This is a genomic window from Mesonia oceanica (assembly GCF_902499555.1).
In the GTDB taxonomy this organism is placed as follows: Bacteria; Bacteroidota; Bacteroidia; order Flavobacteriales; family Flavobacteriaceae; genus Mesonia; species Mesonia oceanica.
In genome coordinates this window covers 123,497-150,061 of the sequence record NZ_CABVMM010000003.1, presented here as the reverse complement: position 1 = coordinate 150,061, position 26,565 = coordinate 123,497, and the positions used below count along the sequence as shown (strand labels likewise).

General features: G+C 35.4%; 23 protein-coding genes. 13 read left to right on the top strand and 10 right to left on the bottom strand.

All coding sequences use genetic code 11. The features are described from left to right. Positions 1–2,827 precede the first annotated feature (2,827 nt). Positions 2,828–3,928, bottom strand: coding sequence for an alanine dehydrogenase (gene ald / locus FVB9532_RS04450; protein ID WP_150544002.1), 1,101 nt, complete (start codon positions 3,926–3,928; stop codon positions 2,828–2,830). A 103-nt stretch (positions 3,929–4,031) separates the two neighbouring features. After that, complete coding sequence (locus tag FVB9532_RS04445; protein ID WP_150544001.1) at positions 4,032–7,334, bottom strand: leucine--tRNA ligase; 3,303 nt, start codon at positions 7,332–7,334, stop codon at positions 4,032–4,034. A gap of 283 nt (positions 7,335–7,617) precedes the next feature. On the opposite strand from FVB9532_RS04445, the gene FVB9532_RS04440 reads away from it, so the two are divergent. The 9 genes from FVB9532_RS04440 (at position 7,618) to FVB9532_RS04395 (ending at position 17,385) form a co-directional block, all read left to right on the top strand. After that, entirely contained in the window at positions 7,618–9,027 is a 1,410-nt protein-coding gene (locus FVB9532_RS04440) for a glycogen synthase (protein ID WP_150544000.1), read from the top strand. Between the two features lies 1 nt (position 9,028). Further along, on the top strand, positions 9,029–10,297 hold the full coding sequence (locus FVB9532_RS04435; protein WP_150543999.1) for a glucose-1-phosphate adenylyltransferase: 1,269 nt from the start codon (positions 9,029–9,031) through the stop codon (positions 10,295–10,297). Then, on the top strand, positions 10,297–12,207 hold the full coding sequence (glgB, locus tag FVB9532_RS04430) for a 1,4-alpha-glucan branching protein GlgB (protein ID WP_150543998.1): 1,911 nt from the start codon (positions 10,297–10,299) through the stop codon (positions 12,205–12,207). The genes FVB9532_RS04435 and glgB overlap by 1 nt, the downstream gene beginning before the upstream one ends. Before the next feature lie 154 nt (positions 12,208–12,361). Next, on the top strand, positions 12,362–14,776 hold the full coding sequence (locus FVB9532_RS04425; protein WP_150543997.1) for a glycoside hydrolase family 31 protein: 2,415 nt from the start codon (positions 12,362–12,364) through the stop codon (positions 14,774–14,776). 115 nt (positions 14,777–14,891) lie between these two features. Beyond that, positions 14,892–15,770, top strand: a complete 879-nt coding sequence (locus FVB9532_RS04420; protein WP_150543996.1) for a cell division protein FtsX — start codon at positions 14,892–14,894, stop codon at positions 15,768–15,770. Between the two features lie 28 nt (positions 15,771–15,798). After that, a complete protein-coding gene (locus FVB9532_RS04415) occupies positions 15,799–16,008 on the top strand; it encodes a hypothetical protein (RefSeq protein WP_150543995.1) in 210 nt (69 codons plus the stop codon). Then, complete coding sequence (locus FVB9532_RS04410; RefSeq protein ID WP_150543994.1) at positions 15,996–16,319, top strand: type II toxin-antitoxin system RelE/ParE family toxin; 324 nt, start codon at positions 15,996–15,998, stop codon at positions 16,317–16,319. Before FVB9532_RS04415 ends, FVB9532_RS04410 begins: the two co-directional genes overlap by 13 nt. 17 nt (positions 16,320–16,336) lie before the next feature. After that, positions 16,337–16,597: a DUF3098 domain-containing protein gene (locus FVB9532_RS04400; RefSeq protein WP_150543992.1), complete on the top strand. Its 261-nt coding sequence runs from the start codon at positions 16,337–16,339 to the stop codon at positions 16,595–16,597. Beyond that, positions 16,597–17,385 (top strand): undecaprenyl-diphosphate phosphatase, encoded by a 789-nt coding sequence (locus tag FVB9532_RS04395; RefSeq protein WP_150543991.1) that lies wholly within the window; start codon positions 16,597–16,599, stop codon positions 17,383–17,385. Before FVB9532_RS04400 ends, FVB9532_RS04395 begins: the two co-directional genes overlap by 1 nt. Before the next feature lie 24 nt (positions 17,386–17,409). Here the strand turns inward: FVB9532_RS04395 and FVB9532_RS04390 are convergent, their stop codons facing one another. After that, positions 17,410–17,904, bottom strand: coding sequence for a hypothetical protein (locus FVB9532_RS04390; RefSeq protein WP_150543990.1), 495 nt, complete (start codon positions 17,902–17,904; stop codon positions 17,410–17,412). A 211-nt stretch (positions 17,905–18,115) separates the two neighbouring features. Here FVB9532_RS04390 and truB point away from each other — a divergent pair, with 211 nt between their 5' ends. Continuing rightward, entirely contained in the window at positions 18,116–18,835 is a 720-nt protein-coding gene (gene truB / locus FVB9532_RS04385; protein WP_150543989.1) for a tRNA pseudouridine(55) synthase TruB, read from the top strand. Positions 18,836–18,848: 13 nt separating this feature from the next. On the opposite strand, the gene FVB9532_RS04380 is transcribed toward truB, so the two are convergent. Both FVB9532_RS04380 and FVB9532_RS04375 read right to left on the bottom strand, forming a co-directional pair. After that, the gene (locus FVB9532_RS04380; RefSeq protein ID WP_150543988.1) at positions 18,849–19,571 is read right to left on the bottom strand and encodes a YqjF family protein; all 723 of its coding nucleotides are present in this window, start codon (positions 19,569–19,571) and stop codon (positions 18,849–18,851) included. Between the two features lie 26 nt (positions 19,572–19,597). Further along, a complete protein-coding gene (locus FVB9532_RS04375; protein ID WP_150543987.1) occupies positions 19,598–20,203 on the bottom strand; it encodes a thioredoxin family protein in 606 nt (201 codons plus the stop codon). A 74-nt stretch (positions 20,204–20,277) separates the two neighbouring features. Between FVB9532_RS04375 and FVB9532_RS04370 the strand changes: the two genes are divergently transcribed. Both FVB9532_RS04370 and FVB9532_RS04365 read left to right on the top strand, forming a co-directional pair. After that, positions 20,278–20,853 carry a DNA-3-methyladenine glycosylase I gene (locus tag FVB9532_RS04370; protein ID WP_150543986.1) on the top strand — a complete coding sequence of 192 codons (576 nt, stop codon included), beginning with the start codon at positions 20,278–20,280 and terminating at the stop codon, positions 20,851–20,853. Between the two features lie 89 nt (positions 20,854–20,942). Further along, positions 20,943–21,662, top strand: a complete 720-nt coding sequence (locus FVB9532_RS04365) for a DUF2490 domain-containing protein (RefSeq protein ID WP_150543985.1) — start codon at positions 20,943–20,945, stop codon at positions 21,660–21,662. Here the strand turns inward: FVB9532_RS04365 and aat are convergent. From aat to FVB9532_RS04350, 3 genes are all read right to left on the bottom strand, one after another. After that, a complete protein-coding gene (gene aat / locus FVB9532_RS04360) occupies positions 21,645–22,292 on the bottom strand; it encodes a leucyl/phenylalanyl-tRNA--protein transferase (RefSeq protein ID WP_150543984.1) in 648 nt (215 codons plus the stop codon). The genes FVB9532_RS04365 and aat overlap by 18 nt on opposite strands. Positions 22,293–22,508: 216 nt before the next feature. Further along, complete coding sequence (locus FVB9532_RS04355; protein ID WP_150543983.1) at positions 22,509–22,886, bottom strand: DUF3127 domain-containing protein; 378 nt, start codon at positions 22,884–22,886, stop codon at positions 22,509–22,511. Positions 22,887–22,893: 7 nt separating this feature from the next. Beyond that, positions 22,894–23,766, bottom strand: coding sequence for a flavin reductase family protein (locus FVB9532_RS04350; protein ID WP_150543982.1), 873 nt, complete (start codon positions 23,764–23,766; stop codon positions 22,894–22,896). 114 nt (positions 23,767–23,880) lie between these two features. On the opposite strand from FVB9532_RS04350, the gene FVB9532_RS04345 reads away from it, so the two are divergent. Beyond that, positions 23,881–25,032 (top strand): sensor histidine kinase, encoded by a 1,152-nt coding sequence (locus FVB9532_RS04345; protein WP_150543981.1) that lies wholly within the window; start codon positions 23,881–23,883, stop codon positions 25,030–25,032. Here FVB9532_RS04345 and FVB9532_RS04340 read toward each other — a convergent pair. Together FVB9532_RS04340 and FVB9532_RS04335 are read right to left on the bottom strand one after the other, a co-directional pair. After that, the gene (locus FVB9532_RS04340; protein WP_150543980.1) at positions 25,029–25,418 is read right to left on the bottom strand and encodes an HIT family protein; all 390 of its coding nucleotides are present in this window, start codon (positions 25,416–25,418) and stop codon (positions 25,029–25,031) included. The genes FVB9532_RS04345 and FVB9532_RS04340 overlap by 4 nt on opposite strands. Positions 25,419–25,447: 29 nt before the next feature. After that, a complete protein-coding gene (locus tag FVB9532_RS04335; protein ID WP_150544195.1) occupies positions 25,448–26,563 on the bottom strand; it encodes an ABC transporter permease in 1,116 nt (371 codons plus the stop codon). Positions 26,564–26,565 lie beyond the last annotated feature (2 nt).

Genomic DNA, 26,565 nt, shown 5'->3' with positions numbered 1-26,565 from the left:
AAACTCTTCTTACTATTTCAGTATTTTTAAGATGGGATGCTAAAATAAACCTCCCTACCGATAGATTTATCATGAGGTCAAATATCCTGCAAGGTTTATAAAACCTGGTAGGTATCAATTCTAAAAAACCTACAACGTCAAAAAAACCTTGCAGGAATGCTCAACAAAATTCTGCTTTAATATTTACAAGATGAATTGAGGAAAATAAGTTCGACTATCTATAGGTAGGTTCAGTATCACGTAAAGAAACCTAAAAAAGTAAACTCCATATTGTCCTGCAAGGTTTATAAAACCTGGCAGGTATCAATTCTAAAAAAAACGAAAAGGTCAAAAAGACCTTGCAGGAATGCTCAACAAAATTCTGTTTTAATATTTGCTAGATAACTTGGTAAAAATAAGCTTATCCATCAATAGGTAGATTCAGTATCACGTAAAAGAAACTAAAAAAGTAAGCTACATATTGTCCTGCAAGGTTTACAAAACCTGGTAGGTATTAATTAAAAAAAAAACCTACAAGGTCAAAAAAGACCTTGCAGGAATGCTCAACGAAATTCTGTCTTAATATTTGTAAGATGAATTGAAGAAAATAAGCTCGACTATCTATAGTTAGGTTCAGTATCACATAAAGAAACTAAAAAAGTAAACTACAAATATCCCGCAAGCTTTATAAAACCTGGTAGGTATCAATTCTAAAAAAAAACCTACAACATCAAAAAAACCTTGCAGGAATGCTCAACGAAATTCTATTTTAATATTTGCAAGATGAATTGAGGAAAATAAGCTTGCCCATCTATAGGTAGGTCCTGTATCACGTAAAAGAAACTAATAAAGTAAACTACAAATATCCTGCAAGCTTTATAAAACCTGGTAGGTATCAATTCTAAAAAACCTACAAGGCCCAAAAAGACTTTGCAGGAATGCTCAACGAAATTCTATTTTAATATTTGCAAGATGAATTGAGGAAAATAAGCTTGCCTATCTATAGGTAGGTTAAGTATCACGTAAAGAAACTAAAAAAGTAAACTACAAATATCCCGCAAGCTTTATAAAACCTGGTAGGTATTAATTCTAAAAAACGACAAGGTCAAAAAAGACCTTGTAGGAATGCTCAACGAAATTCTGTTTTAATGTTTAAAAGATGAATTGAGGAAAATAAGCTTGCCCATCTATAGGTAGGTCCTGTATCACGTAAAAGAAACTAAAAAAGTAAACATCATCCTGCAAGGTTTATAAAACCTGGTAGGTATCAATTCTAAAAAAAACGACAAGGTCAAAAAAGACCTTGTAGGAATGCTCAACGAAATTCTGTTTTAATGTTTAAAAGATGAATTGAGGAAAATAAGCTTGCCCATCTATAGGTAGGTCCTGTATCACGTAAAAGAAACTAAAAAAGTAAACATCATCCTGCAAGGTTTATAAAACCTGGTAGGTATCAATTCTAAAAAAAACGACAAGGTCAAAAAAGACCTTGTAGGAATGCTCAACGAAATTCTGTTTTAATGTTTAAAAGATGAATTGAGGAAAATAAGCTTGCCCATCTATAGGTAGGTTCACTATCACGTAAAGAAACTAAAAAAGTAAACATCATCCTGCAAGCTTTATAAAACCTGGTAGGTATTAATTCTAAAAAAAAACCTACAAGGTCAAAAAAGACCTTGCAGGAATACTCAACAAAATTCTATTTTAATATTTGCAAGATGAATTGAGGAAAATAAGCTTGCCTATCTGTAGGTAGGTTCAGTATCACGTAAAGAAACCTAAAAAAGTAAACATCATCCTGCAAAGTTTATAAAACCTGGTAGATATCAATTCTAAAAAACCTACAAGGCCCAAAAAGACCTTGTAGGAATACTCAACGAAATTCTGTTTTAATGTTTAAAAGATGAATTGATAAAAATAAGCTCGACTATCTATATGTAGGTTCTGTATCACGTAAAGAAACTAAAAAAGTAAACTCCATATTGTCCTGCAAGCTTTATAAAACCTGTTAGGTATATCAATTCTAAAAAAAACCTACAAGGTCAAAAAGACCTTGCAGGAATGCTCAACGAAATTCTATTTTAATATTTGCAAGATGAATTGAGGAAAATAAGCTTGCCTATCTGTAGGTAGGTTCTGTATCACGTAAAGAAACCTAAAAAAGTAAGCTACATATTGTCCTGCAAGGTTTACAAAACCTTGTAGGTATTAATTAAAAAAAAACTACAAGGTCAAAAAAGACTTTGCAGGAATGCTCAACGAAATTCTATTTTAATATTTGCAAGATGAATTGAGGAAAATAAGCTTGCCTATCTATAGGTAGGTTCACTATCACGTAAAGAAACTAATAAAGTAAACATCATCCTGAAAGCTTTATAAAACCTTATAGGTATCAATTCTAAAAAAAACCTACAAGGTCAAAAAAGACCTTGTAGGAATGCTCAACGAAATTCTATTTTAATGTTCAAAAGATGAATTGAGGAAAATAAGCTTGCCTATCTGTAGGTAGGTTCTGTATCACGTAAAGAAACCTAAAAAAGTAAGCTACATATTGTCCTGCAAGGTTTATAAAACCTGGTAGGTATTAATTCTAAAAAAAACCTACAAGGTCAAAAAGACCTTGTAGGAATACTCAACGAAATTCTATTTTAATATTTGCAAGATGAATTGAGGAAAATAAGCTTGCCTATCTATAGGTAGGTTCTGTATCACGTAAAGAAACCTAAAAAAGTAAACATCATCCTGCAAGGTTTATAAAACCTGGTAGGCATATCAATTCTAAAAAACAAAAAAGCGACTGCCGAAAGCTTACCTACCGGTAAGCAGGCCCGACCCGTAGGGAAACGCCCTATTGATGAACCTCTTCCCAGCCGAAAGCTTCAGCGATGGGTTGATATACGACTTTTCCTTTTATAATGTTAAGTCCTTTAAACAGCGTAGTATCTTCTTTACAGGCTTTTTCCCAACCTTTTTGTGCCAAATTAATCACATAAGGCAAAGTTACATTGGTCAGTGCAACGGTAGAAGTATGCGGAACGGCTCCCGGCATATTGGCCACGCAATAATGTACCACCTCATCAATAATATAAACAGGATCTTGGTGGGTGGTCGCTTTAGTGGTTTCAATACAACCACCTTGATCGACGGCTACATCAACGATTACCGTGCCGTGATCCATTTCTTTTAGCATATCTCGGGTGATGAGTTTTGGGGCCTTGGCTCCGGGTATTAATACGCCGCCAATAATTAAATCGTGTGTTTTAATGTGTTTTCTAATGTTATATTCGTTAGAGAATTCTGTAACAACGTGGCTTGGCATAATGTCATTCACATATCGTAAACGATCCATATTAATGTCGAGAATGGTGACGTGCGCACCTAAACCGGCTGCCATTTTCGCGGCTTGAATCCCAACGACTCCGGCACCTAATATCAAAACTTTTCCTGGAGAAACACCAGGAACGCCACCTAATAACAATCCTTTTCCTTTGACGGGTTTTTCTAAATATTTAGCCCCTTGCTGAATGGACATTCTTCCGGCCACTTCAGACATGGGAGTGAGCAAGGGTAGCCTGCCGTTGGCATCTTGTACGGTTTCATAAGCAATACAAACCGATTTACTATCGATCATCGCTTCGGTAAGTTCTTGATCGGCAGCAAAATGAAAATAGGTAAATACCACCTGATCTTCTTTAATTAAGCTATATTCTTCAGGAATGGGCTCTTTTACTTTTACGATCATATCACTTTTGGCATACACCGCATCGATCGATGGTAAAATTTGTGCTCCTACATGTTGGTAATCTTCATCTGAAAATCCGCTAGCAATTCCGGCGGTGGCTTGTACGTAAACCGTGTGGTTTCTTTTGGTGAGTTCTAAAACTCCGGCAGGGGTCATCCCTACTCTACTTTCGTTGTTTTTAATTTCTTTAGGAACACCTATAATCATAACGATAAATTTTAGTTGCCTAAAAATAAAATTAAAATAAAAAATAAGGGTGTTAAACTTAAAAAAGTTTAAAACACCCTTATCAACCCCTAAATTTATAGGGTTATTTTACAATATTTATGATTTTACCCGGAACAATAATCACTTTTTTAGGGGTTGACCCATCTAATTGTTTTTTGGTGCGCTCATCATTCATCACAATTTCTTCTAATTCGTCTTTCGATAAATCTAACGACAAATCCATGGTGAAACGCATTTTCCCGTTGAAAGAAACCGGATAGGTTTTTGAGCTTTCTTTAAGGTGCTTTTCTTCAAATTTTGGGTAAGCTGCAAAAGCTACGCTGCCTTCATTTCCTAATTTACTCCATAATTCTTCAGCTATGTGTGGCGCGTAAGGCGAAATCAACACGGCTAAAGGTTCTAGAATGGCTTTGGAAGTACATTTTTGCGCTGTCAACTCATTCACACAAATCATAAAGGTAGACACGGAAGTATTGAAACTAAAGTTTTCAATATCTTCAGTTACTTTTTTGATGGTTTTATGTAGTGTTTTTAAGGAGTCTTTACTCGGCTCGGCATCGGTCACAGCAAATTCTTCGTTGTTGTGGTACAATTTCCACAGTTTTTTAAGGAAGTTATGTACACCGGTGATTCCCGCGGTGTTCCAAGGTTTAGCTTGTTCTAGCGGACCTAAAAACATCTCGTACATACGAAGCGTATCGGCACCATAATCTTCACAAATATCATCGGGATTGACAACATTATACCATCTTTTAGACATTTTCTCAACTTCTCTACCTACAATGTATTTACCATCATCCTCTTTGATAAATTCTGCACTATTAAATTCTGGCAACCAAGATTTCAATTTCTCTAGATCTATTTCATCTGAACCATTCACAAAATTGACATCTACTCTAATTTCTTCAACATCATAATTAGACTTCAAGCCTAGTGAAACATATTTGTTCGTACCAGAAATCCTATAAACAATTGCACTTGTACCCAAGATCATTCCTTGGTTGATGAGTTTTTTAAAGGGTTCTTCTACAGGAACGAATCCGCGGTCTTTTAAGAACTTCGTCCAAAAACGCGCGTACAGTAAATGTCCGGTCGCGTGTTCGCTACCGCCAATATATAAATCGACATTTTGCCAATAGTTCAAAGCTTCGGGAGACGCAAACATCTCCTTACGTTTTTCATCTTCCATATAACGGAAGAAATACCAAGAGCTTCCAGCCCAACCCGGCATGGTGTTTAATTCGAGTGGATAAATCTCATTGTGATGTGATTCCGAATCAAGTTCGGAATGACGCTCAGAACCGTCATGCTGAACTTGTTTCAGCATCGCATTCGGCACTACTTTATTATTTTTTGTATCCCAAGCCCAAACATCGGCACGACCTAATGGCGGTTCACCTTCTTCCGTAGGCAAGTATTTTTCAACTTCGGGTAATTCTAAAGGCAAATATTTTTCTTCGATCATTCGCGGCATTCCGTTCACGTAATAGACTGGGAAGGGCTCTCCCCAATACCGCTGACGACTAAATACGGCATCGCGCAAACGATAGTTGGTTTTTCCTTTTCCTTGACCGATTTTCTCTAATTCAAAAATCGCTCGTTTCAAGGCTTTTTTATACAGTAAATCATTTAAGAAATCTGAATTGGTGATCACCGTCCCTTCTTTATCGGCATGGGCGGCTTCCGTAATATCAACATCCTTAAAAATGTTTTTAATTTTTGGCATTCCCGGTTTTCTCTCGAAATGTTTTGCAAAATCAAAATCACGTTGGTCACCACAAGGAACGGCCATCACGGCACCGGTTCCGTAGCTTGCCAACACGTAATCTCCAATCCAAATGGGTACCGGCTCTTTGGTAAACGGATGCTCCGCATAAGCTCCGGTAAAAACTCCAGAAATAGTTTTTACATCGGCCATTCGTTCCCGCTCACTACGTTTTGCGGTCGCTTCTACATAAGCTTCCACCGCTTCTTTTTGTTCAGGCGTGGTAATTTTTGAAACCAATTCGTGTTCCGGAGCTAAGGTCATAAAAGTCACTCCGAAAATCGTATCAGGACGTGTGGTAAAAACGGAAATCCTCTCCCCCGACCCCTCTCCGAAGGAAAGGGGAGCCTGTTTCTCTATGGCTTCAAGAATTTTTTCTAAAACATTATCAAGGTCACCAATAATTTCTTCATTCTTAAAACGGATTACCTTGAAACCTTTTTCTTCTAGAACTTTAGTTCGCTCTCCATCATATTCCTTTGTCGTCTCATGTATTTTTCCATCTACTTCAACAACTAGTTTTTTAGAAAGACACACAAAATCAACAATAAAGTCATCTATCAGATGTTGCTGCCTAAACTTGTAACCTTCTAATTTTTTACTCCTTAATTGTTCCCAAAGGATCCTTTCAGCTTCTGTTGGGTTTGCTCTATTTTCTTGAGCTTTTTTTATTAAAAGATGAGAATTATTTCCACCTGTCATATAACCCGGCTCTGCTTTCGCTTCCCCTTTGGGGAAGGATAGGATGGGGAATTCAACTTGTGCCCCTACCGATTTCCCGATCCAGTTACGTTGACTTTCTTTTAAGCTATCGGTCCAATCGATATCATTTAACCCTTGAAGCAAACGTTCTGCATAGGCAGAAATTCGCATACTCCATTGTTTCATTTTTTTACGAACCACAGGATAACCGCCACGTTCTGAAACGCCATTCACGATCTCGTCGTTGGCTAAAACGGTTCCCAATTGCGGACACCAGTTTACTTCGGTTTCCGCTAGGTAAGTTAATCTATATTTTAAAAGAATTTCTTCTTGCTCTTTTTCTGAAAAGGCTTTCCAATCTTCCGCAGAAAATTCAGCAACATCATCATCACAAGCCGCATTAACGCTTGTGTTTCCTTCTGCTGCAAAGCTTTCAATTAATGCTGAAATGGGTTTGGCTTTTCCTTCTACAACATCGTACCAACTTTCAAAAAGCTGAATGAAAATCCACTGTGTCCATTTGTAATAGTTCGGATCACTGGTGCGTACTTCACGGCTCCAATCAAAGGAAAACCCGATTTTATCAAGTTGTTCACGGTACCGTGCGATATTGGTTTTGGTGGTAATTGCCGGATGTTGACCGGTTTGTATGGCATATTGTTCTGCCGGCAACCCAAATGAATCATAGCCTTGCGGATGCAATACATTAAAACCCTGATGCCTTTTGTAACGCGCATAAATATCGCTGGCAATATACCCTAACGGATGCCCCACGTGCAAACCTGCTCCCGATGGATAAGGAAACATATCTAACACATAAAATTTCTCTTTATCGCTTTGGTTACTAGCTTTAAAAGTTTGGTGTTCTGCCCAATGTTTTTGCCATTTGGCTTCGATCTCGTTAAAGTTATAGTTCATTTTTATAGTTTATCCGTTTGATTAGCACAAAACTGCTTGAAAATTATTGACTGCAAATTTACAATTTTAAACCACTTATGGGAATTTATAGAAAATGGATTGATATAAAAATTAAGTCCTTAAATTTTTCAAAACAAACAGATAATTATCTTTCCATTTCATTAAATTTATACGTATTTTAACAAAATAATGCTTTGAAAATATAAATCTTATAAACTCAAGGCTGTTTTATTACGAATTAACCAAACACAATTCTAAAGATTAATTTTTTGTTTCTTTTATAATGAATGTAATACACATAAGTGCTGAATGTTACCCGATTGCTAAAGTTGGGGGTTTAGCGGATGTAGTGGGATCCTTGCCTAAATACCAAGAAAATGCTGGCGTGAAAGCAAGCGTATTGATGCCATTTTACAATAACCGTTTTACCCAAAAAAATGAGTTTAAAACAATTGCCACGGCTGAAGTCTCCTTAGGGGAGAAAACCTATGCTTACCAAGTTTTAGCACTAAAGAAAAACAGTTTAGCGGTAGAGGTAATATTTATTGATATTCCTGAACTTCTATTTAAAGAATATGTGTATTCTGAGGATGACACGGAACGTTTTACCGCATTTCAAATTGCTGCGTTAGATTGGATATTGAGTTTAAAAGATAAACCTTCCATTATTCATTGTCACGATCATCATACGGGGTTAATCCCTTTTATGCTACAAGAATGTTATAAATATAAAGCACTCAACCAAATTCCTACTGTACTGAGCATTCATAATGCACAATACCAAGGTTGGTTTTCCCATGAATTTATACACTACTTGCCTGCATTTGACATTTCCAGAAATGGTTTATTGGATTGGAATGGAGCTATAAACCCGTTAGCAGCAGGAATTAAATGTGCTTGGCGCGTAACTACGGTTTCTGAAAGCTATATGAAAGAGCTACAAAAAGACGCAAATGGTCTAGAGCTTTTATTAAGTCATGAAAAAGATAAATGTGTGGGTATTCTAAACGGTATAGATACATCGGTTTGGAATCCTGAAACAGATGACATGCTTACTAAAAATTACACCAGCAATAATGTTCAAACAGGGAAAACCGCTAATAAAAAATGGCTCTGTAAAGAGTTTGGTTTTTCTTTATCAAAGCCTTTGTTTTCTTTTATTGGGAGGTTGGTTTACGAAAAAAGTGCCGATCTTTTACCAGAGGTGATCGACAGTATTCTTACTGAAAAAAATTGCAGTATTTTAATTTTAGGTTCAGGAAATAAAGTATTGGAACAACAGCTGGAAGCACTAAAATCAAAACATAAAAGTAATTACAATAAATGTATAGGTTACAATGAAGAACTTTCTCACCGGATTTATGCTGGTTCAGATTTTTTATTGATGCCTTCGAGAATTGAGCCTTGCGGACTTAACCAACTGTATGCCATGCAGTATGGAACCATCCCGATTGTACACAGCACCGGCGGATTAAAAGATACCGTCACAGATGTAAAGCATGGCGGTTTTGGTTTTCGTTTTGACCATGTAAGTGTGGAGAATTGTCTTAAAACTATACAACGGGCAATTACCTATTACGAAGAAGTACCCAACCTCAAAAATATAAGAAAAACAATGATGCATATAGATCACTCTTGGGATGCATCTGCCAAAAAATACAACGACTTATATAAATCTTTAAAAACCAACTAACATGTACAATGAAAGTGTATTATCGGTAATTTTGGGAGGAGGGCAAGGCACACGTCTGCATCCTTTAACCGAAAGTAGATCTAAACCTGCGGTTCCTATTGCAGGAAAATATAGATTGGTAGATATTCCTATTTCCAACTGTCTTAATTCTGATATCAAACGCATGTATGTGCTTACTCAGTTTAATTCAGCTTCCTTAAACAGACATATCAAAAACACTTTCAATTTTAGTTTTTTTAGTTCGGCTTTTGTCGATGTGTTAGCAGCAGAACAAACCCCTAACAACAAAACTTGGTATCAAGGAACAGCAGATGCCGTGCGACAAGGCATGCATCATTTCCTAAAAAATAAATTTGATTATTTTTTAATTCTATCGGGTGATCAATTATACCACATGGATTACAACAAAATGATTGAACAGCATAGGGATACCGGGGCAGATATTACCATTGGAACCGTTCCGGTAAATGCGAAGGAGGCACCAAGTTTTGGAATTTTAAAAACCGATAAGGATAACCGTATTACTTCATTTATAGAAAAACCCAGTGCTGAACTCTTACCTGAATGGGTATCGCCTACCGGACCTGAAATGGAAGCAGAAGGAAGATCGTATTTGGGTTCAATGGGGATTTATATTTTTAACCGGAAGCTTTTGGAAGAATTGATGAATGATGAAAGTACCGTAGATTTTGGAAAAGAAATTATTCCGCAGGCCATTGGAAAAAGGAAAGTGTTTAGCTATCAATTTGAAGGTTATTGGACCGATATTGGGAACATTGAATCTTTTTTTGAAGCCAATATTGGCTTAACCGATTATATCCCAAAATTTAATTTATACGATATTACCAATAGGGTTTACACCCGCGCCCGAATACTGCCTACTTCAAAAATAGTGAACACGCAGCTCGAGAAAACAGTAATTGCTGAAGGCTGTCTTATCAGTGCCGATAAAATAGAATCTTCGGTAATTGGTATTAGATCCAGGATAGGGAAAGGTTCTATTATTAAAAACACCTATATGATGGGAAATGATTTTTACGAATCTTTAGAGGAAATTGAAAGTAAAAAAATAGATATTCTTGCAGGAGTAGGTGAGAATTGCCAAATAAGTTATACGATAATTGACAAAAACTGCAGAATTGGCGATAATACGATTATTGAAGGCGGAAAGCATTTAGAAGACAAAGAAACTGATTCTTACGTTATCAAGGAAGGTATTGTCGTATTAAAAAAAGGTGCGGTATTACCCGTAGGCACAATTATAAAATAATGGCTAAAGTTGATGTTCACAGTCTTTTTTCTGAATTTGATATTGATTTATTTAAAGCAGGAAAACATTTTAAATTATATGAAAAATTTGGTTCCCACCTCATCACCCTAGATGGTGTGGAAGGCACCTATTTTTCAGTTTGGGCGCCTAGTGCAAAACAAGTTTCGGTTATTGGCGACTTTAACTATTGGCATGACAGCGAACATTTACTTAAAGTTCGTTGGGATGGAAGTGGTATTTGGGAAGGCTTTATTCCCGGTGTAAAAAAAGGAAATCTCTATAAATATAAAATTCATAGTCATCACAATAACATCATTACCGAAAAAGCAGATCCTTACGCCAGAAGGTGTGAGCATCCGCCAAATACAGCTTCTGTAGTTTGGAAAGATGATTATGTTTGGAAAGATAATCCTTGGCTCAACAAAAGAAATCATCATAATTCTTTAGGAGCTCCATTTTCTGTATATGAAGTGCATTTATCTTCTTGGAAAAAGAAAATAGAAGAAAACAGATCGCTCTCCTATGTTGAACTCGCAACAGAATTAGTGAATTATGTAAAAGAAATGGGCTTTACCCATGTGGAGTTGATGCCCATTATGGAATATCCTTACGACCCGAGTTGGGGCTATCAAATTACGGGATATTTTGCACCGACTTCAAGATTTGGTTATCCGGAAGAGTTTAAATATTTAATCGATCAACTTCATCAAAACAACATCGGGATTATCCTTGACTGGGTGCCTTCGCATTTTCCGGAAGACAGGCACGGTCTTGGTTTTTTTGACGGAACTCATCTTTATGAACATCCCGACCCCAAAAAAGGTTATCATCCCGATTGGAAAAGCTTAATTTTTAATTATAGTCGTAATGAAGTTAGGTCTTTTTTAATTAGTAATGCCCTATTTTGGTTAGACCAATACCACATCGACGGCATACGGGTAGATGCCGTTGCTTCTATTTTATACTTAGATTATTCTAGGGAAGAAGGTGAATGGGAACCCAATCAATTTGGCGGAAATCATCATTTAGAAGCTATTTCTTTTTTAGAAGAACTCAATAAAGAGGTGTACGCACATTATCCGGATGTGCAAACCATTGCTGAAGAATCTACTGCGTATAGTGGCGTATCCAAACCTGTTCATCTTGGCGGACTTGGTTTTGGAATGAAATGGATGATGGGATGGATGCACGATACGCTTCAGTATTTTTCTAAAGAACCTATTTATAGAAAATACCATCAAAACAATATTAGTTTTTCGTTGACGTATGCTTTCACCGAAAATTTTATGTTGCCCTTATCTCATGACGAAGTCGTTTACGGTAAACGTTCCATCTTAGGTAGAATGCCGGGAGATGAATGGCAGCGTTTTGCAAATTTACGTTTACTCTACGCATATATGTTTATGCATCCCGGTACTAAATTACTATTTCAAGGCTGTGAATTTGGGCAAAGTGAAGAATGGAATTTTAATGAGAGTTTAGATTGGCACCTACTTCAATATGCGCCACACAAAGGCATTCAAGAAACCATCAAAGCTTTAAATAAATTCTATAAAAACGAACCTGCACTTTACGAAAGACAATTCATCCCGGAAGGTTTTGAATGGATTGATTATAAGGATGCTGAAAATTCTATCTTGTCTTTTATTAGAAAAGGAAAAGATCTCAAAGACCAACTGATTGTTATTTGTAATTTCACCCCTACTCCTTTTGAAGAATATCATATAGGAGTTCCGGAGTTAGGAAAAATAAAAGAGGTTTTCAATAGTGATCATAAAGCTTTTAACGGAACCGGTGATTATAAAAACAACATCACTTCAGCAAACAAAACACCTTGGCAATCGCAACAATATTCAGCAACTATCAAAATCCCGCCACTTTCTGCTATTGTATTCAAATACATTTCCTAAAATAAATTCATGAATTGAATTTTACCTCCATTTAACTTTTATAAAAACTTTATCGTTTTTATAATAATTCACTTCATACATTTAAATAAATTTTTTATTAGCAGCTTATATATCAAAACTATTCTGTTAATTTACTTATTATATTCTTTCATCTATGATTACAAATACAGAATTGGAAAAGAAAGGAAATATTTTTCCTTCTAAAATAACAGCCTTCGACAAAGATGTAAATTCATTTACATTTACTACTGAAAATGGCGTAGTTCTTCAAGTAACTATACTTCGTGGAGAATTGTTCAGATTTAGGTATTCTACCAACGATAGATTTGCCAATGATTTTTCTTACGCTATTAATAATCACTATCATACCAGTCACAATCAATTGGAGATGAAAGACGATAGTGAATATTATACCATTACTACTTCAAAACTTATTTGTAAGGTTGCTAAGAAAAACCTAAAAGTAAAAATGTATGATAGCATTGATGGGACATTAGTCAATCAGGATGAACTCGGTTTCCATTGGGAAGAAAGCTATGAGCATGGAGGCGATATTGTAAAAATGAGTAAAGTTTCTCACGATGGAGAAAGTTATTTTGGACTGGGTGATAAATCCAATAACTTAAACCTAAAAGGCAAACGTTTTGAAAATTGGGTCACCGATTCTTACGCCTATGGAAAAGAAACAGATCCTATTTATAAAGCCATTCCTTTCTATACAGGACTTTATAACAAAAAAGCCTACGGAATTTTCTTTGATAACACCTTTAGGTCTTTCTTTGATTTTTCACAAGAACGTAGATACGTTACCAGTTTTTGGGCGCAAGGCGGAGAGATGAACTATTATTTTATCTATGGCCCAAATATGGTTGATGTCGTTAAAAACTACACAGAACTTACCGGCAAGCCCAAACTTCCGCCATTATGGGCATTAGGTTTTCATCAATGCAAATGGAGTTACTTCCCAGAGAGTAAAGTGAAAGAAATCACCTCTACTTTTCGTCAACTTCAAATACCATGTGATGCCATCTATCTAGACATCGATTATATGGATGGGTTTAGATGTTTTACTTGGAACAAAGACTATTTTCCCGATCCTAAACGCATGGTGAAAGAACTGGCAGATGATGGTTTTAAAACGGTAGCTATTATAGATCCGGGAATTAAAATAGATCCGGATTATGAAATATTCCAAGAAGGTTTAGCCAAGGATTATTTTTGCAAAAGAGCCGATGGACCTTACGCAAAAGGAAAAGTTTGGCCGGGTGAATGTTATTTTCCGGATTTCACCAAACCTGAAGTCAGAAAATGGTGGGCAGGACTATTTAAAGAACTCATTGGAGAAATAGGTGTAAGAGGTGTTTGGAATGATATGAATGAACCCGCCATTATGGAAGTTCCCAATAAAACATTTCCTCATGATGTAAGGCATGATTACGACGATAATCCCTGCAGCCACCGAAAAGCACATAACATTTATGGCATGCAGATGGCAAGAGCCACTTATCACGGCGTTAAAAAATTCGCTCATCCCAAACGACCATTTGTAATTACCAGAGCCGCTTATTCCGGTACGCAACGTTACACTTCTACTTGGACTGGAGATAACATTGCCAATTGGGAGCATTTATGGATCGCCAATGTACAAGTTCAACGCCTAGCTACGTCAGGATTTTCATTTGCCGGAAGTGATATTGGAGGCTTTGCAGAACAACCACAAGGCGAGCTTTTTACAAGATGGATACAATTAGGAGCTTTCCATCCGTTCTTCAGGGTTCATTCTTCGGGAGACCACGGAGAACAAGAGCCGTGGACATTTGGTGAAGACATCACCGATATTGTAAGAAAATTTATCGAGTTACGCTACCAACTGCTACCCTATTTATATACCGCGTTTTGGGAATATACAGAAAGAGGAATTCCGCTCATCAAATCTTTGGTGATGTATGACCAAGAAGATGCGAACACCCATTACCGAATAGATGAATTTATTTTTGGGAACAGCATATTGGTATGTCCTGTTCTAGAACCCAATGCAAAAGGAAGACGTATGTACATTCCTCGTGGCAATTGGTACAACTACTGGACCGATAAAATTGAAATAGGCGGAAAGGAAATTTGGGTGGAAGCAGATATAGACACCATGCCTTTATTTATTAAAGAAGGAGCTATCATCCCTAAATATCCCGTTCAGCAATACGTAGGAGAGAAAAAGATTGAAGAAACCGTACTGGATGTTTATTACAAGGAAGGAGTTGAAGATTCTCAATTTTTTGAAGATTTACAAGACGGTTACGATTACACTACCGGCAATTATTGCCTTCGTACATTTAAGCTTACCGGAAGAAAAAACCAATTGGTTATTCAACAACATATAGAAGGCTCGTTTAAAAGTGATTCTAAAACATTTAAAATACAAATCCACGGATTGCCATTTAAAATTGACACCATACAATTAGACAATCAACTAGAAGCCATTGAAGCTGTAGAAGAACATGGATATTTAAGCATTACGGTCAATGAAGATTTCACAGAGTTAGATTTCAATTCAGCAACTTTAACTCCATAAACTATAATCGCTTTTAAACAATCTAGGTGTTCTTTCAATTTTTTAAAACTTTAAACGTTTTAAATATAGGAAACGACAAACTTTATTATTTTTACAAAAAACTTGTGCGGTATATATGAGTTCTTCTTTTGAAAGATATCAGAAAAGACGATTAATTTCGTCTTACTTTTCGGTAATAATTAGTATCTCTCTAGTCCTTTTTTTACTTGGGATTCTAGGAATTTTAGTATTGAATACGAAAAAAGTGGCCGATCATTTTAAAGAACAAATCGCACTTACCGTTTTCTTAAAGGATACCGCTAAAGAGGTAGAAATCGATCAGCTTCAAAAAAGCTTAGCGCTGGCAGACTATACCAAAAGCACGCGTTTTATTTCGAAAGAAGAAGCTGCCAAACAACATAGTGAAGAGATTGGCGAAAATTTCATGGATTTTTTAGGCTATAATCCACTTCAAAATTCGATTGATGTATTTTTTAATGCCGATTATGTTTCTGAAACCCAAATTGCAGAAATTTCCCGTGATCTTTCAGAAAAAAACTTTGTAGACGATGTGGTTTACGACAAGCCATTAATTGCCCTACTCAACGATAACGTCAAACGAATTAGTTTTTGGATTTTAGTGGTGAGTGGCATCTTCCTCTTTATCGCTGTATTATTGATTAACAGTTCTATCCGACTTTCCGTATATTCAAAACGTTTTACCATTAAAACCATGCAAATGGTGGGAGCTACAAAAGGCTTTATTCGCCGACCTTTTATTTGGAAAAGCGTTCGATTGGGAATTATCGGAGCTGTTTTGGCCTTGGGCGGAATGGCAGGTGTATTGTATTACATAAACCAAAGTTTCCCGGAACTTAATTTATTGGCCGATAGAAACTTATTGATCGCTTTATTTACAGCCGTTTTCTTGATAGGAATTATCATTAGTTGGATAAGTACTTTCTTTGCAACCCAACGTTTCTTAAACCTACAAACTGACGAGCTTTATTATTAAAGTATTATCTTTATAAAAAAGAGTTTTTATGGAAACTTTTGAAATTAAAAAGGAGCTACATTCAATCATCGATTCAGGTAACGATAAGTTTGTCAAGAATTTCTATAAAATTGCAAAAAGCTATTTAAGGCAATTGGAAAATGACAAGCGTATTTTTGAAGGCGAAGAAGACATCAAAGAAGGAAAAGTGCATAGTCAAGCAGAAGTTCAGAAAATGATTGAAAGTTGGATGAAGTAACAAAATTAGTAGTTTGGACTTCTAGAGCCACGAAAGATTTAGAAAAAACGGCTCAATTTTACTTAGAACTTTACGGAAAAGAAAAAGCCCTCAATATTCTTACTCAAATTAGAAAGAGTACTGAAATTCTTGAAAAACATTGTGGAGATTTTTCAAAAATTGGGGCTAAAGATGAAAACTTTGCTCATCTAAAACGTAATTATCGAAAACTAATCTCTCATAACTGTAAAATAACTTACCGTGTTGGCAAGCAATATATTTACGTTATTAGAGTTTTTGACACCAGACAAAACCCATCTAAAAATAAATAATTACTTTTGCGATTACTATGGGAGAACAAAAACGTAAACAAGAACAAAAACCGGAACCTTACTTTATTTTCAAAAAGAAAAATTATCAAGTGATGTTAATCGGGATGGCCGTAATTGCGCTTGGTTTTATTTTAATGGCCGGCGGTGGCAGCGATGACCCTGAAGTGTTTAATCCAGAAATTTATAGCTGGCGAAGAATTCGATTAGCTCCTATGTTAGTTTTACTTGGTCTGGGGATTGAGGTTTACGCAATTCTCTTAAATCCGAAGAAAAAATAATGGATGTTTTAGACGCCCTAATCCTTGGAATCATTCAAGGATTAACCGAATTCCTTCCTGTTTCTTCCAGCGGACATTTAGAGCTAGGAAAAGCCATTTTAGGCGACAATAGCATTCCTGAAGAATCCTTACTTTTCACAGTCGTCATGCATTTTGCAACTGCCTTAAGTACCATTGTTGTTTTTAGAAAGGACATTTGGGATATTTTAAAAGGATTGCTTCAATTTAAATGGAATGAAGAAACACAGTTTTCTTTAAAAATCATCATTTCCATGATTCCCGCAGCAATTGTTGGGATTTTATTTGAAGAACAACTTGAACAATTATTTGGAGGAAGCGTTTTATTGGTTGGCTTTATGCTCATCATCACCGCACTTTTACTTTGGCTCGCAGACAAAGCTAAAAACACCGGTAAACCTGTAAGCTATTCCAATGCGTTTGTTATTGGATTGGCCCAAGCTATTGCGTTACTTCCCGGTATTTCTAGGAGTGGTTCTACTATTTCTACTTCTGTTTTATTGGGTAACGACAAAACGAAAGCCGCTCGTTTTTCTTTTTTAATGGTGGTTCCGTTAATTTTAGGAAAAATCGCTAAAGATCTACTCGACGGAAACCTCACCCACACCGGTAATAGCACTGGACTCATTGTTGGCTTTATCGCAGCCTTTATTTCTGGACTTTTTGCCTGTACTTGGATGATATCGTTGGTTCGAAAAAGCAAGCTCAGCTATTTTGCCATCTATTGTTTGATTGTTGGGGTGATTGCGATTGTGGTGAGTTATGTTTAGACATATTCCTGCGTAGGCAGGAATCTAATTTTTAATAAAGATTTCTTTAGTTTTTAGGTTTCTCATTTTTGAAAGAAAGTATGCTAACCCGTCGTATTCTGATTTGCAGTAACCAAACTCAGTTTCTTCAGAATTATTAATACACATATTAAAATGATAAGCGGTTCCTCCAGAAGTGCCCCCACAACTTTTGATAGATTTTTTAGAATTCACTTCTAACTGTTCTACTTTTTTTATAATATTTTCTTTTCTACCTTCAAAAACCTCTACTGTATAGTTATCACCAAAATATTCATGAAAAAAATGAAATTTATCATCATAAGTTTTGATTTTAATTCTACCTCGAAAATGTCCCAAACAACCTTCCAAAACACGATAATTTATATTAATCACTAAAGAATCAGAACCCATAAATTGCCTACTTATTATTTTAGAGAAATCGTTACTTGGCTTTTTAGCTGAATTACAAGAAAAAGCCACACAAATCAACAATAAGAATATCGATTTAATTAAATTCATTGATAAGCATTTATAAAATCCCAGTTTCTATTACAGTCCAAATTAAAAATCCGAGAGCAATATCTACAAAAAATATCCCCCACAATAGTTTGTGTTTATTTTTAAGTAATTTTTTCATTTGAATAGTTTTAGAGGTTTCTTAAAATTACAAAAATGAAATCGTTTTGTAAATAGCAACGAAAAGTTCATCTTTGGGGCGAAATTGAAAATTATGACAACGTTTACCGCAGAAGATTTTAAAAACGGACAGATTTTATTATTCGACAAACCTTTGGAATGGACTTCCTTTCAAGTGGTAAATAAAGTACGTTGGCTTATTCGGAAAAACTGCGGCATCAAAAAAATAAAAGTAGGCCACGCAGGAACTTTAGACCCGCTAGCGACCGGCTTATTGATTATTTGCACGGGGAAATTCACTAAAAAAATTCAGGAGTTACAAGGACAAGAAAAAGAATATACCGGAACTTTTACCCTCGGTTCCACAACCCCTTCCTACGATTTAGAAACTGAAATAGATAAAAGCTATCCCATTGAGCATCTTACTGAAGAAAAACTTCAGCAAACCACTGAAAAATTCGAAGGAGATATTGAACAATTCCCTCCGGTTTTTTCTGCTTTAAAAAAGGATGGAAAAAGACTTTACGAATATGCACGTAAAGGCGAAGAAGTAAAAATTAACGCTCGAACCGTAACTATTTCTTCTTTTGAGCTAACGAACATCGACCTACCAAAAGTAGATTTTAAAGTCTCTTGCAGCAAAGGTACTTACATTAGGAGCTTAGCACACGACTTTGGAAAAGCAGTAGAAAGCGGCGCTCATTTATCTTCACTGCGGAGAACCAAAATTGGAGATTTCCGCGTGAATGATGCTTATTCTATTGACGATTTTATTAAGACTTTACCTGAAAAGAAACAAAACTCAGAAAAGTAAAATTTCAAATCATCTATCCTGTAATCGTTTCTTTTCCCCAAGCGACAACTTGAATCCCTTCAGAATAATGAATTAAATCGGGATTTTCTTTTAATAGAAAATTAAAACGAGAATAATTCACTTTTAATTTATCAATAGCTGTTTTTTGTAAATCCCAAGGTAAATGGTGAATTTCAAATTTATTCACGCTCTTTGGAGTATCTTGAAAAAGAGCGTAGCGTTCCGTTAACCATACATCTAATTCTGTTTTATCATCGATACGTTTTTTCGGTTCATAATTTACCATAAACTCATCGCCATAGGCCTCATTTTTAACAGAAAAATTCCCCGAATAACGTTTTATGTTGGAAAATCTATATGGTAAATCTGATAATTTTTTTGACAAAGCAACCGAAATCTTCTTACTTGCTTCTATACTTAAAAAGTAAACGCCACTCTTCCCTTTATGCCGAACATACGTTCGAAAGTTTAACTCATAAAAATTAGAAATTAAATTGAAAGAAGGTAAATTTTTAGGTCTGATATTTTTCATATCAAAACCAACTAACGAAATCCAAGCTTCATCTTCAAACAGGTCTACCTCTAAAGGCTCAGGAATAAACCTCAATAAGTCTTTTACATTAACTTTATAATGAAGAAAAATAACACGGTTCCATTCTTGGTAGAACTTCCAAGTTTCTTGAGGTATTGACCACGGGCGATGATGAGTTTTATTTAAAATCTCATTGATCTTCATAAAACTATAATAACTTCAATAATTCTTCAATAATTCTTCAATAATTCTTCAATAATAGATCGCCCTTTATCCTTATTGTACCAAAGCTGTAATTGTTCTTTAAGCTCGGCATCTAATTTTCCGTGTTCAAGTTTATAAGCTTCTACCAACTGGGTGGCTGGTGTTGGTCTTGGGCCCCAGCTCCCAATTACTTCTTGAGTTCCCGGATCATAAATAATCAACTTCGGAATAGATTTACCGCCATTGGTTAAAAACTGATTCATTAAAGTTTCGTGTTGATCTCGCAAAACCACTCGCATTTCAATATTCGGGTTTAATTCTGCCATTTTATTCATCACCGGTAAACTATGAGCAGCATCACCACACCAACCCTCAGATATCACCAACCAGATTAACTTTTTATCATAAGCTTTTATTTGAGATTTAGCTTCCTCAGAAATTTTTAAGGTTTTATCCCAACGCTTCATTCTTCGTTGGTTCATCTTTGAATATTCGGTAAGATTTTCGTCTTGTTCAGGTGCCGTAGATCTACTTTCTTGTAGTAAATCATCTATTAATTTTCGATAAGCTTGATAGCTGTAACTTCTAGCTAAACTTGCCTCTATTACTTGAGGTAAAGATGACGTTTTCATGGTTTTCTTTTAAAGCAAAGTTAATATAGGTAAATTAATTTTTAGGTTACTTTTGTTACTAAATCGGGATAAATATGGAGAAAAAACGATGTGGTTGGTGCGAAGGTGACACACTTTATGAAGCTTATCATGATGAAGAATGGGGCGTACCGGTTTATGATGATGATACCATTTTTGAATTTTTGATTTTAGAAACTTTTCAGGCGGGATTAAGTTGGATTACTATTTTAAGAAAACGAGAAAATTTCCGAAAAGCTTTTGACCATTTTGATTATAAAAAAATTGCGGATTATACAGAAGATAAAATTCAGGAATTGCTTCAAAATCCCGGAATTGTCAGAAACAAATTAAAAGTAAGAGCCACCGTAACCAATGCCCAACTTTTTATAAAAGTACAGGAAGAATTTGGAAGTTTTAGCAAATACATTTGGAGTTTTGTTAATGGAAAGCCTATTCAAAATGAAGTAGAAAATTACAAAGAAGCTCCAGCAACTACAACCATTAGTGACCGCCTAAGTAAAGATTTAAAGAAACGCGGATTTAAATTTGTAGGTTCTACTGTAGTTTATGCTCACATGCAAGCCACCGGAATGGTAAATGATCATGAAATTTCTTGTTTCAGGTATCGAGAACTAAAGAACATTAATTAATTGTTATTAAATAATTATCATTTTAGCATCTTGTTTTTCGAAGATTAATTAGTATTGTACTGTTAAAACATCGGAAGCGGACTATATTTATGATAATTGCATTTTCTAATAAATTTAGAATCTTATTATTCTTCTTAATCTTGGTATACGGAAAGCTTTCAGCTCAAGAAAATTTTACAGGATACATTAACCCTGAAGTTTCATTAAAACTAAATAATGAAACACTTTGGTCTTATCAATTTGGCATTGCACAAAGAGATATTGTTTACTATGATATCGAAGACAGAAGAAACTTTAGAGAAGAAATAAAATTTCAAGGTCAATTTATAGAGCTTAACCATTACACCAGCAGAAGTGTAGGTAAATACGGAAAAATTACTGGCGGGGTAAGGTATCGATTTATCGAAATTTATACTAAAAAGCAGAATGAAATTCGATTTAGTGAACAATACACGCATACCCATAATCTTAAAAAATTTGCACTAGCTCATCGCTTACGATTGGCGCAAAGATTTAGAGTTAAAAACACTTTTCGTACACGCTATCGCTTTTCAGTTATTGTACCGCTTAACCCTCAGCTTCAGACAAAAGATCACAAAAAACTTAACTTAGCGACAACTGTAGAAGGTGTTTGGGAATTTGGGAAAGAAGAAACACCAAACTATGGCATTAGGTATAGCAATTACTTAAACTATGCTATTTTTAAGGACACCTCTATTAATTTTGGTTTAGAATATCGTTACCGAGACTTTACAAGAAATCCTTACACACAAATATTTTTGGTAAGTGCTTTAAAGGTTTCCCTTTAAATACTCTAGAAAAACATTACGATTTATCTCTTCTGCGCCAAGACTTTCTAAATGCGGCGTATATACTTGACAATCTATTAATTTTACGCCCTCTCTTTCTAATTGTTGAACTAAATAAATAAAACCATATTTGGAAGCATTACTTACTTTGGCGAACATACTTTCACCACAAAAAATTTTCTGTTCTTTTAAATAGATCCCGTACAAGCCTCCCACCAACTCTTCTTCCTGCCATACCTCAACAGAAGTTGCAAAACCCTCTTGATGAAGTTGGATGTAGGCCGAAATCATCTCTTCAGTGATCCAAGTACCACGTTGTCCTTCTCGCTTAATCTCTGCACAGTTTTGAATTACCTTTTCAAAATTTTGATTATACGTAACCCTAAAAGCTTTTTTATTGAATAATTGACGCATACTTTTAGAAACTTTTAATCGCTGAGGGAACAAAACCATTCGAGGATCCGGACTCCACCATAAAATAGGCTGATCTTCTTCATACCAAGGAAAAATACCAGAACGATAGGCTAACAATAAACGTTCTGAAGATAAATCTCCACCTATTGCCAAAAGTCCTTCTGCATCTGAACTCTCCACGCAAGGAAAAATATTTTCTGCCCCTAAAATATGCATCTAATTGATAAATAATGATTTGATGATAATTAAAATATCTATTTGATTGTCTATTATCAAAAATTTAACGATATTTGAAATAACCTTTTGAGATAAATTTTGTTCATCATTGCTTTTTTTGAATTTCTTTTTAAAAGGTTAACTTAAACCACTATATGAAAATCCGACCCAATGGGTCGGATTTTCGCTTATTTACAATGATATTTTTCTCTTTCTTTAAAAAGGTAGATCGTCGTGATCTTCTTCGTTAAAATCCTGAGCAGGCTCAAATTGATCTGCCGGTGGTACCGGAGGGTTATTTCCTTGAGGTGCGGCAGCTTGTAAATTTTCAATTCTCCACCCTTGAATAGAGTTAAAATATTTGGTTTCTCCCTGTGGGCTTACCCACTCTCTCCCGCGTAAATTAACACCAACTTTTACTTGCTGTCCTACTTGGTAATTATTCAATAAATCACATTTATCTTGAACAAACTCAATCAATAAATGTTGTGGGTATTGTTCTTCGGTAGTCACTACCATTTCACGTTTTCTAAAACCATTATTTCCAAAGGTTTTAGTCTCATCAATCTTTTTAATTTTTCCTTGTACTTCCATCTAATTCTTACTTTTTTGCCAATAAAATTTTCCAAGCGTTAAGCACTTCTTCTTTCTTTAAATATTCCTGTGCAATAGCATGTATTTTTTCTGAAGAGCTTTCGCTTACGTATTCTTTTAATTTATTTTCTTCTATAAATTCTTTTACTTCACTTTCTGAAGGCACACTTTCTAAAGTTGCTAATTTTCCTAGATCATTTCCGGTTAAAATAGAACTTGTCTTAATATCTTCCGGTAATTGATCTACTCCCATCCCCATAGATGAAATAGGTTTCGGAATTTCAAAAATCCCTTGGTTTGCCCTCGAATACAAATTACCTCCCATTCGAGCTACCTGATCGAGTTTAAATTGATCTATTTTCTGATCCTCGTCTAAAACATCTTCAGCAATATGCATTTTCACTACTTCACAAACAACCATGTTTCCCGCGCCACCTTCTTCTCCTAACTTTACAATTTGAGTAACTTTACATTCAAATTGAATGGGAGATTCTTTCACCCGAAAAGGTTTCACCAATTCAGATTCCTGCATCGTTAAACCGGCTTTTTCAAATTCATTCACGCCTTCAGCATAAGCTGTACTGGAAAGTGACATTTGTTGTACAATATCGTAATTTACAATATTTATCACCACTTCTTTAGTTGTTTCAGCATTTTGCAAAGTATGCTTACTAGAGCTATCGCTAATTTTTAACAACGGAGAAAACACCAAAATTGGCGGGTTTGCACTCATCATATTAAAAAAGCTAAATGGCGATAAGTTAGCCTCTCCATTTTCATTAACGGTACTAGCAAATGCAATAGGTCTTGGGCCAACGCTACCTGCCATTAAACCGTATAATTTTTGGGTAGCGGTATCTTTAGGATTTATGGATAGCATTTAGAAAATAATTTTTACAAAGATAACTATAAGAAAGAGGAATATAAAACTGAGAAGAAACAATAATTAAAGAGAAAAACCTTTATATTTAAAACTTTCAAGATTTAGAATCTCATGACATTTAATGATGAAAACCGTTTTATCCGCTGGTTTATTTTAGTTTCTTCTGTAGCTATTGTAGGGATTTTTTTATGGAATGTCTCTATATTTTTCAATAGGCTAAAAAAAGAGGAACGCGATAAAATGGAAATTTGGGTGAATGCTTATTCCGAAATTTTAAACAGCGATTTAAATGAAGATATTCCGGTAGAATTGATGGTTCTTTCCAAGAATACTTCAACCCCGATGATTATCTATAACCAAAAAGATGATTTATACGATAGTCGAAATATTCCGAGAAAGCAAGCAGGAAATAAGGAACAAATTGAAGAATTAGTCACCGAGTTTTCTTCAGAATACAAACCCATTGAAATTGCTGTTAAAGGTGAAAAATTTGGGACTTTGTATTACGGGAATTCCAGTTTGTTGAACAAGTTAAAGTATTTTCCCATAGGTATTTTAATGATTGTGATTCTTTACCTAGCGATGCTCTACTATTTTTATTCGACTACCAAATCACATGACCAGAGCAAGCTTTGGGCCGGAATGGCAAAAGAAACTGCTCATCAAATAGGAACGCCTTTATCTTCTTTGGTGGGATGGACAGAAATTTTGAAACAAGAAAATGTAGATCCTTCCTATGTGGAAGAAATGGAAAAAGATATTTACCGACTTCAAACTATTACCGATCGTTTTTCTAAAATTGGTTCTTTACCGGTTTTAGCCCCTACAGATATTGTAGAAGAAACGGTTTCTTCTTATGAATATTTAAAAGCAAGAAGCTCTAAATTGATCAACTTTTCTTTAAAAGTTCCGAAGGAAAAAATATTGGTGAATTTGAATCCTCAATTATTTAGTTGGACGGTAGAAAATCTAGTAAAAAATGCCATTGATGCGCTAAAAGGGAAAGGAGATATTGATGTAGAAATTATCGATGAACCTAAACGTGTAAACATTTTAATTACCGATACCGGAAAAGGAATAGCTAAATCTAAATACAAAAAAATCTTTAAACCGGGATTCACTACTAAAAAACGAGGCTGGGGACTTGGCCTTTCACTAGCTAAACGAATTATTGAAGAATACCATAACGGCAAAATCAAGGTCCTTAAAAGCGAAGTGGGTAAAGGAACTACTTTTGAAATTAAACTAAAAAAAATAGATTAAAAGTTAGCTGCAATTTCTTTTGCCAGTTTTTCCATTTCGTCACCGGAGAGTTTTGTTTTTTGTTGAAATCTTGCATCTTCCATGGTATGCAGCGGTATTAAATGAACGTGTACGTGGGGCACTTCCAGCCCGATTACCGACATCCCTACTCTTTTACAATCTACCGTTTTTCTAACAGCAAGTGCTACTTTTCTAGAGAATTGCATTAATCCCATATAAGTTTCCTCATCTAGGTCAAAAATCTTATCAACTTCTTTTTTGGGGATGCAAAGAGTATGACCTTTTGAATTAGGGTTAATATCTAAAAACGCAAAAAAATCTTTGGTTTCTGCAACTTTATAACTTGGAATTTCTCCGTTGATAATTTTAGTGAATATAGATGCCATAGTTGTTTTTTAAGTGAAGATAACAAAAATTATGCTTTTACATCGAGTGCATCGCGTAAAGCATTCCCTATTAGCATAAAAGCCATCACCAAACTCATAATGGCCAAACCGGGAATAATGGCCAAGTAGGGTTTCCCTAAAATAATATAACTGTAATGGTCTTTAATCATCGCTCCCCAACTGGGCATGGGTGGCTGCGCCCCAATTCCCAAAAAGCTCAATCCACTTTCAATTAAAATAGCGGCAGCAAAATTAGCAGCAGAAATCACAATGATGGGCGCTAAAATATTTGGAATAATATGTTTTACAATGATTCTGATGTTACCAAAACCTAAAGCTCTTGCAGCTGTTACATACTGCATTTCTTTTACACTCATTACTTGTCCGCGGGTTACTCTGGCTACTTCCACCCACATCGTTAAACCAACGGCGATAAATACTTGCCAAAACCCCTTACCTAATGCCAAGGTAATGGCAATCACTAATAGCAATGTAGGAATTGACCAGGTTACATTAATTAGCCACATAATAGCTGCATCTACCTTTCCTCCAAAATAACCGGCAATCGCCCCTAATCCCATCCCGATAACCAAAGAAATAAAAACCGCCACAAAACCGATAGAAAGGGAGATTCTTATTCCGATAAGCATTCGACTCAACAAATCCCTTCCATATTTATCGGTTCCCAAGAGAAATGTTTTTTCCTGAATGTATTTTTTTTTGATTTCTTCAGCAGAAGTAGCTTTCGGAAAGGTTTCAGCTAAATTATAAGATTTCTCCAAACCTACAATTTCACCTTCATTATAAGTGACGATTCTCAATTCATCTTTTGTAAACGAATAGTGATTGATAGGAATTTCTGTTCCGGTAAATTGCTTCCCAAAAAACAATTGACTGAACCAAGATTTTTCTTCGGAAGGATTTTGATTGGGAAGATGAAGCATCATTACTTCAAAACCGGGAGCTTTGGAATGTATGGGCAAATGCATTTGATTGGCATTTTCTGAATCATCTGGAGTTAAGGCATAAGCGAAAATGGCTATTAAAAAGCATACTACGATAAACCAAAAACTTAAAACGCCCCAGAAGTTTTTTTTAAACCTCTGAAGCGCTAATTGACTTAATGAGTTGGAAGCTGTGTTCAACC

Coding starts and splice junctions, on each gene's coding strand:
- FVB9532_RS04340 (WP_150543980.1), bottom strand. CDS start 25,418: ATGGCATCTATATTCACTAAAATTATCAACGGAGAAATTCCAAGTTAT.
- FVB9532_RS04445 (WP_150544001.1), bottom strand. CDS start 7,334: ATGAACTATAACTTTAACGAGATCGAAGCCAAATGGCAAAAACATTGG.
- aat (WP_150543984.1), bottom strand. CDS start 22,292: ATGCATATTTTAGGGGCAGAAAATATTTTTCCTTGCGTGGAGAGTTCA.
- FVB9532_RS04395 (WP_150543991.1), top strand. CDS start 16,597: ATGGATGTTTTAGACGCCCTAATCCTTGGAATCATTCAAGGATTAACC.
- FVB9532_RS04390 (WP_150543990.1), bottom strand. CDS start 17,904: ATGAATTTAATTAAATCGATATTCTTATTGTTGATTTGTGTGGCTTTT.
- truB (WP_150543989.1), top strand. CDS start 18,116: ATGACAACGTTTACCGCAGAAGATTTTAAAAACGGACAGATTTTATTA.
- FVB9532_RS04440 (WP_150544000.1), top strand. CDS start 7,618: ATGAATGTAATACACATAAGTGCTGAATGTTACCCGATTGCTAAAGTT.
- ald (WP_150544002.1), bottom strand. CDS start 3,928: ATGATTATAGGTGTTCCTAAAGAAATTAAAAACAACGAAAGTAGAGTA.
- FVB9532_RS04380 (WP_150543988.1), bottom strand. CDS start 19,571: ATGAAGATCAATGAGATTTTAAATAAAACTCATCATCGCCCGTGGTCA.
- FVB9532_RS04370 (WP_150543986.1), top strand. CDS start 20,278: ATGGAGAAAAAACGATGTGGTTGGTGCGAAGGTGACACACTTTATGAA.
- FVB9532_RS04375 (WP_150543987.1), bottom strand. CDS start 20,203: ATGAAAACGTCATCTTTACCTCAAGTAATAGAGGCAAGTTTAGCTAGA.
- FVB9532_RS04435 (WP_150543999.1), top strand. CDS start 9,029: ATGTACAATGAAAGTGTATTATCGGTAATTTTGGGAGGAGGGCAAGGC.
- FVB9532_RS04415 (WP_150543995.1), top strand. CDS start 15,799: ATGGAAACTTTTGAAATTAAAAAGGAGCTACATTCAATCATCGATTCA.
- glgB (WP_150543998.1), top strand. CDS start 10,297: ATGGCTAAAGTTGATGTTCACAGTCTTTTTTCTGAATTTGATATTGAT.
- FVB9532_RS04355 (WP_150543983.1), bottom strand. CDS start 22,886: ATGGAAGTACAAGGAAAAATTAAAAAGATTGATGAGACTAAAACCTTT.
- FVB9532_RS04420 (WP_150543996.1), top strand. CDS start 14,892: ATGAGTTCTTCTTTTGAAAGATATCAGAAAAGACGATTAATTTCGTCT.
- FVB9532_RS04400 (WP_150543992.1), top strand. CDS start 16,337: ATGGGAGAACAAAAACGTAAACAAGAACAAAAACCGGAACCTTACTTT.
- FVB9532_RS04350 (WP_150543982.1), bottom strand. CDS start 23,766: ATGCTATCCATAAATCCTAAAGATACCGCTACCCAAAAATTATACGGT.
- FVB9532_RS04365 (WP_150543985.1), top strand. CDS start 20,943: ATGATAATTGCATTTTCTAATAAATTTAGAATCTTATTATTCTTCTTA.
- FVB9532_RS04425 (WP_150543997.1), top strand. CDS start 12,362: ATGATTACAAATACAGAATTGGAAAAGAAAGGAAATATTTTTCCTTCT.
- FVB9532_RS04345 (WP_150543981.1), top strand. CDS start 23,881: ATGACATTTAATGATGAAAACCGTTTTATCCGCTGGTTTATTTTAGTT.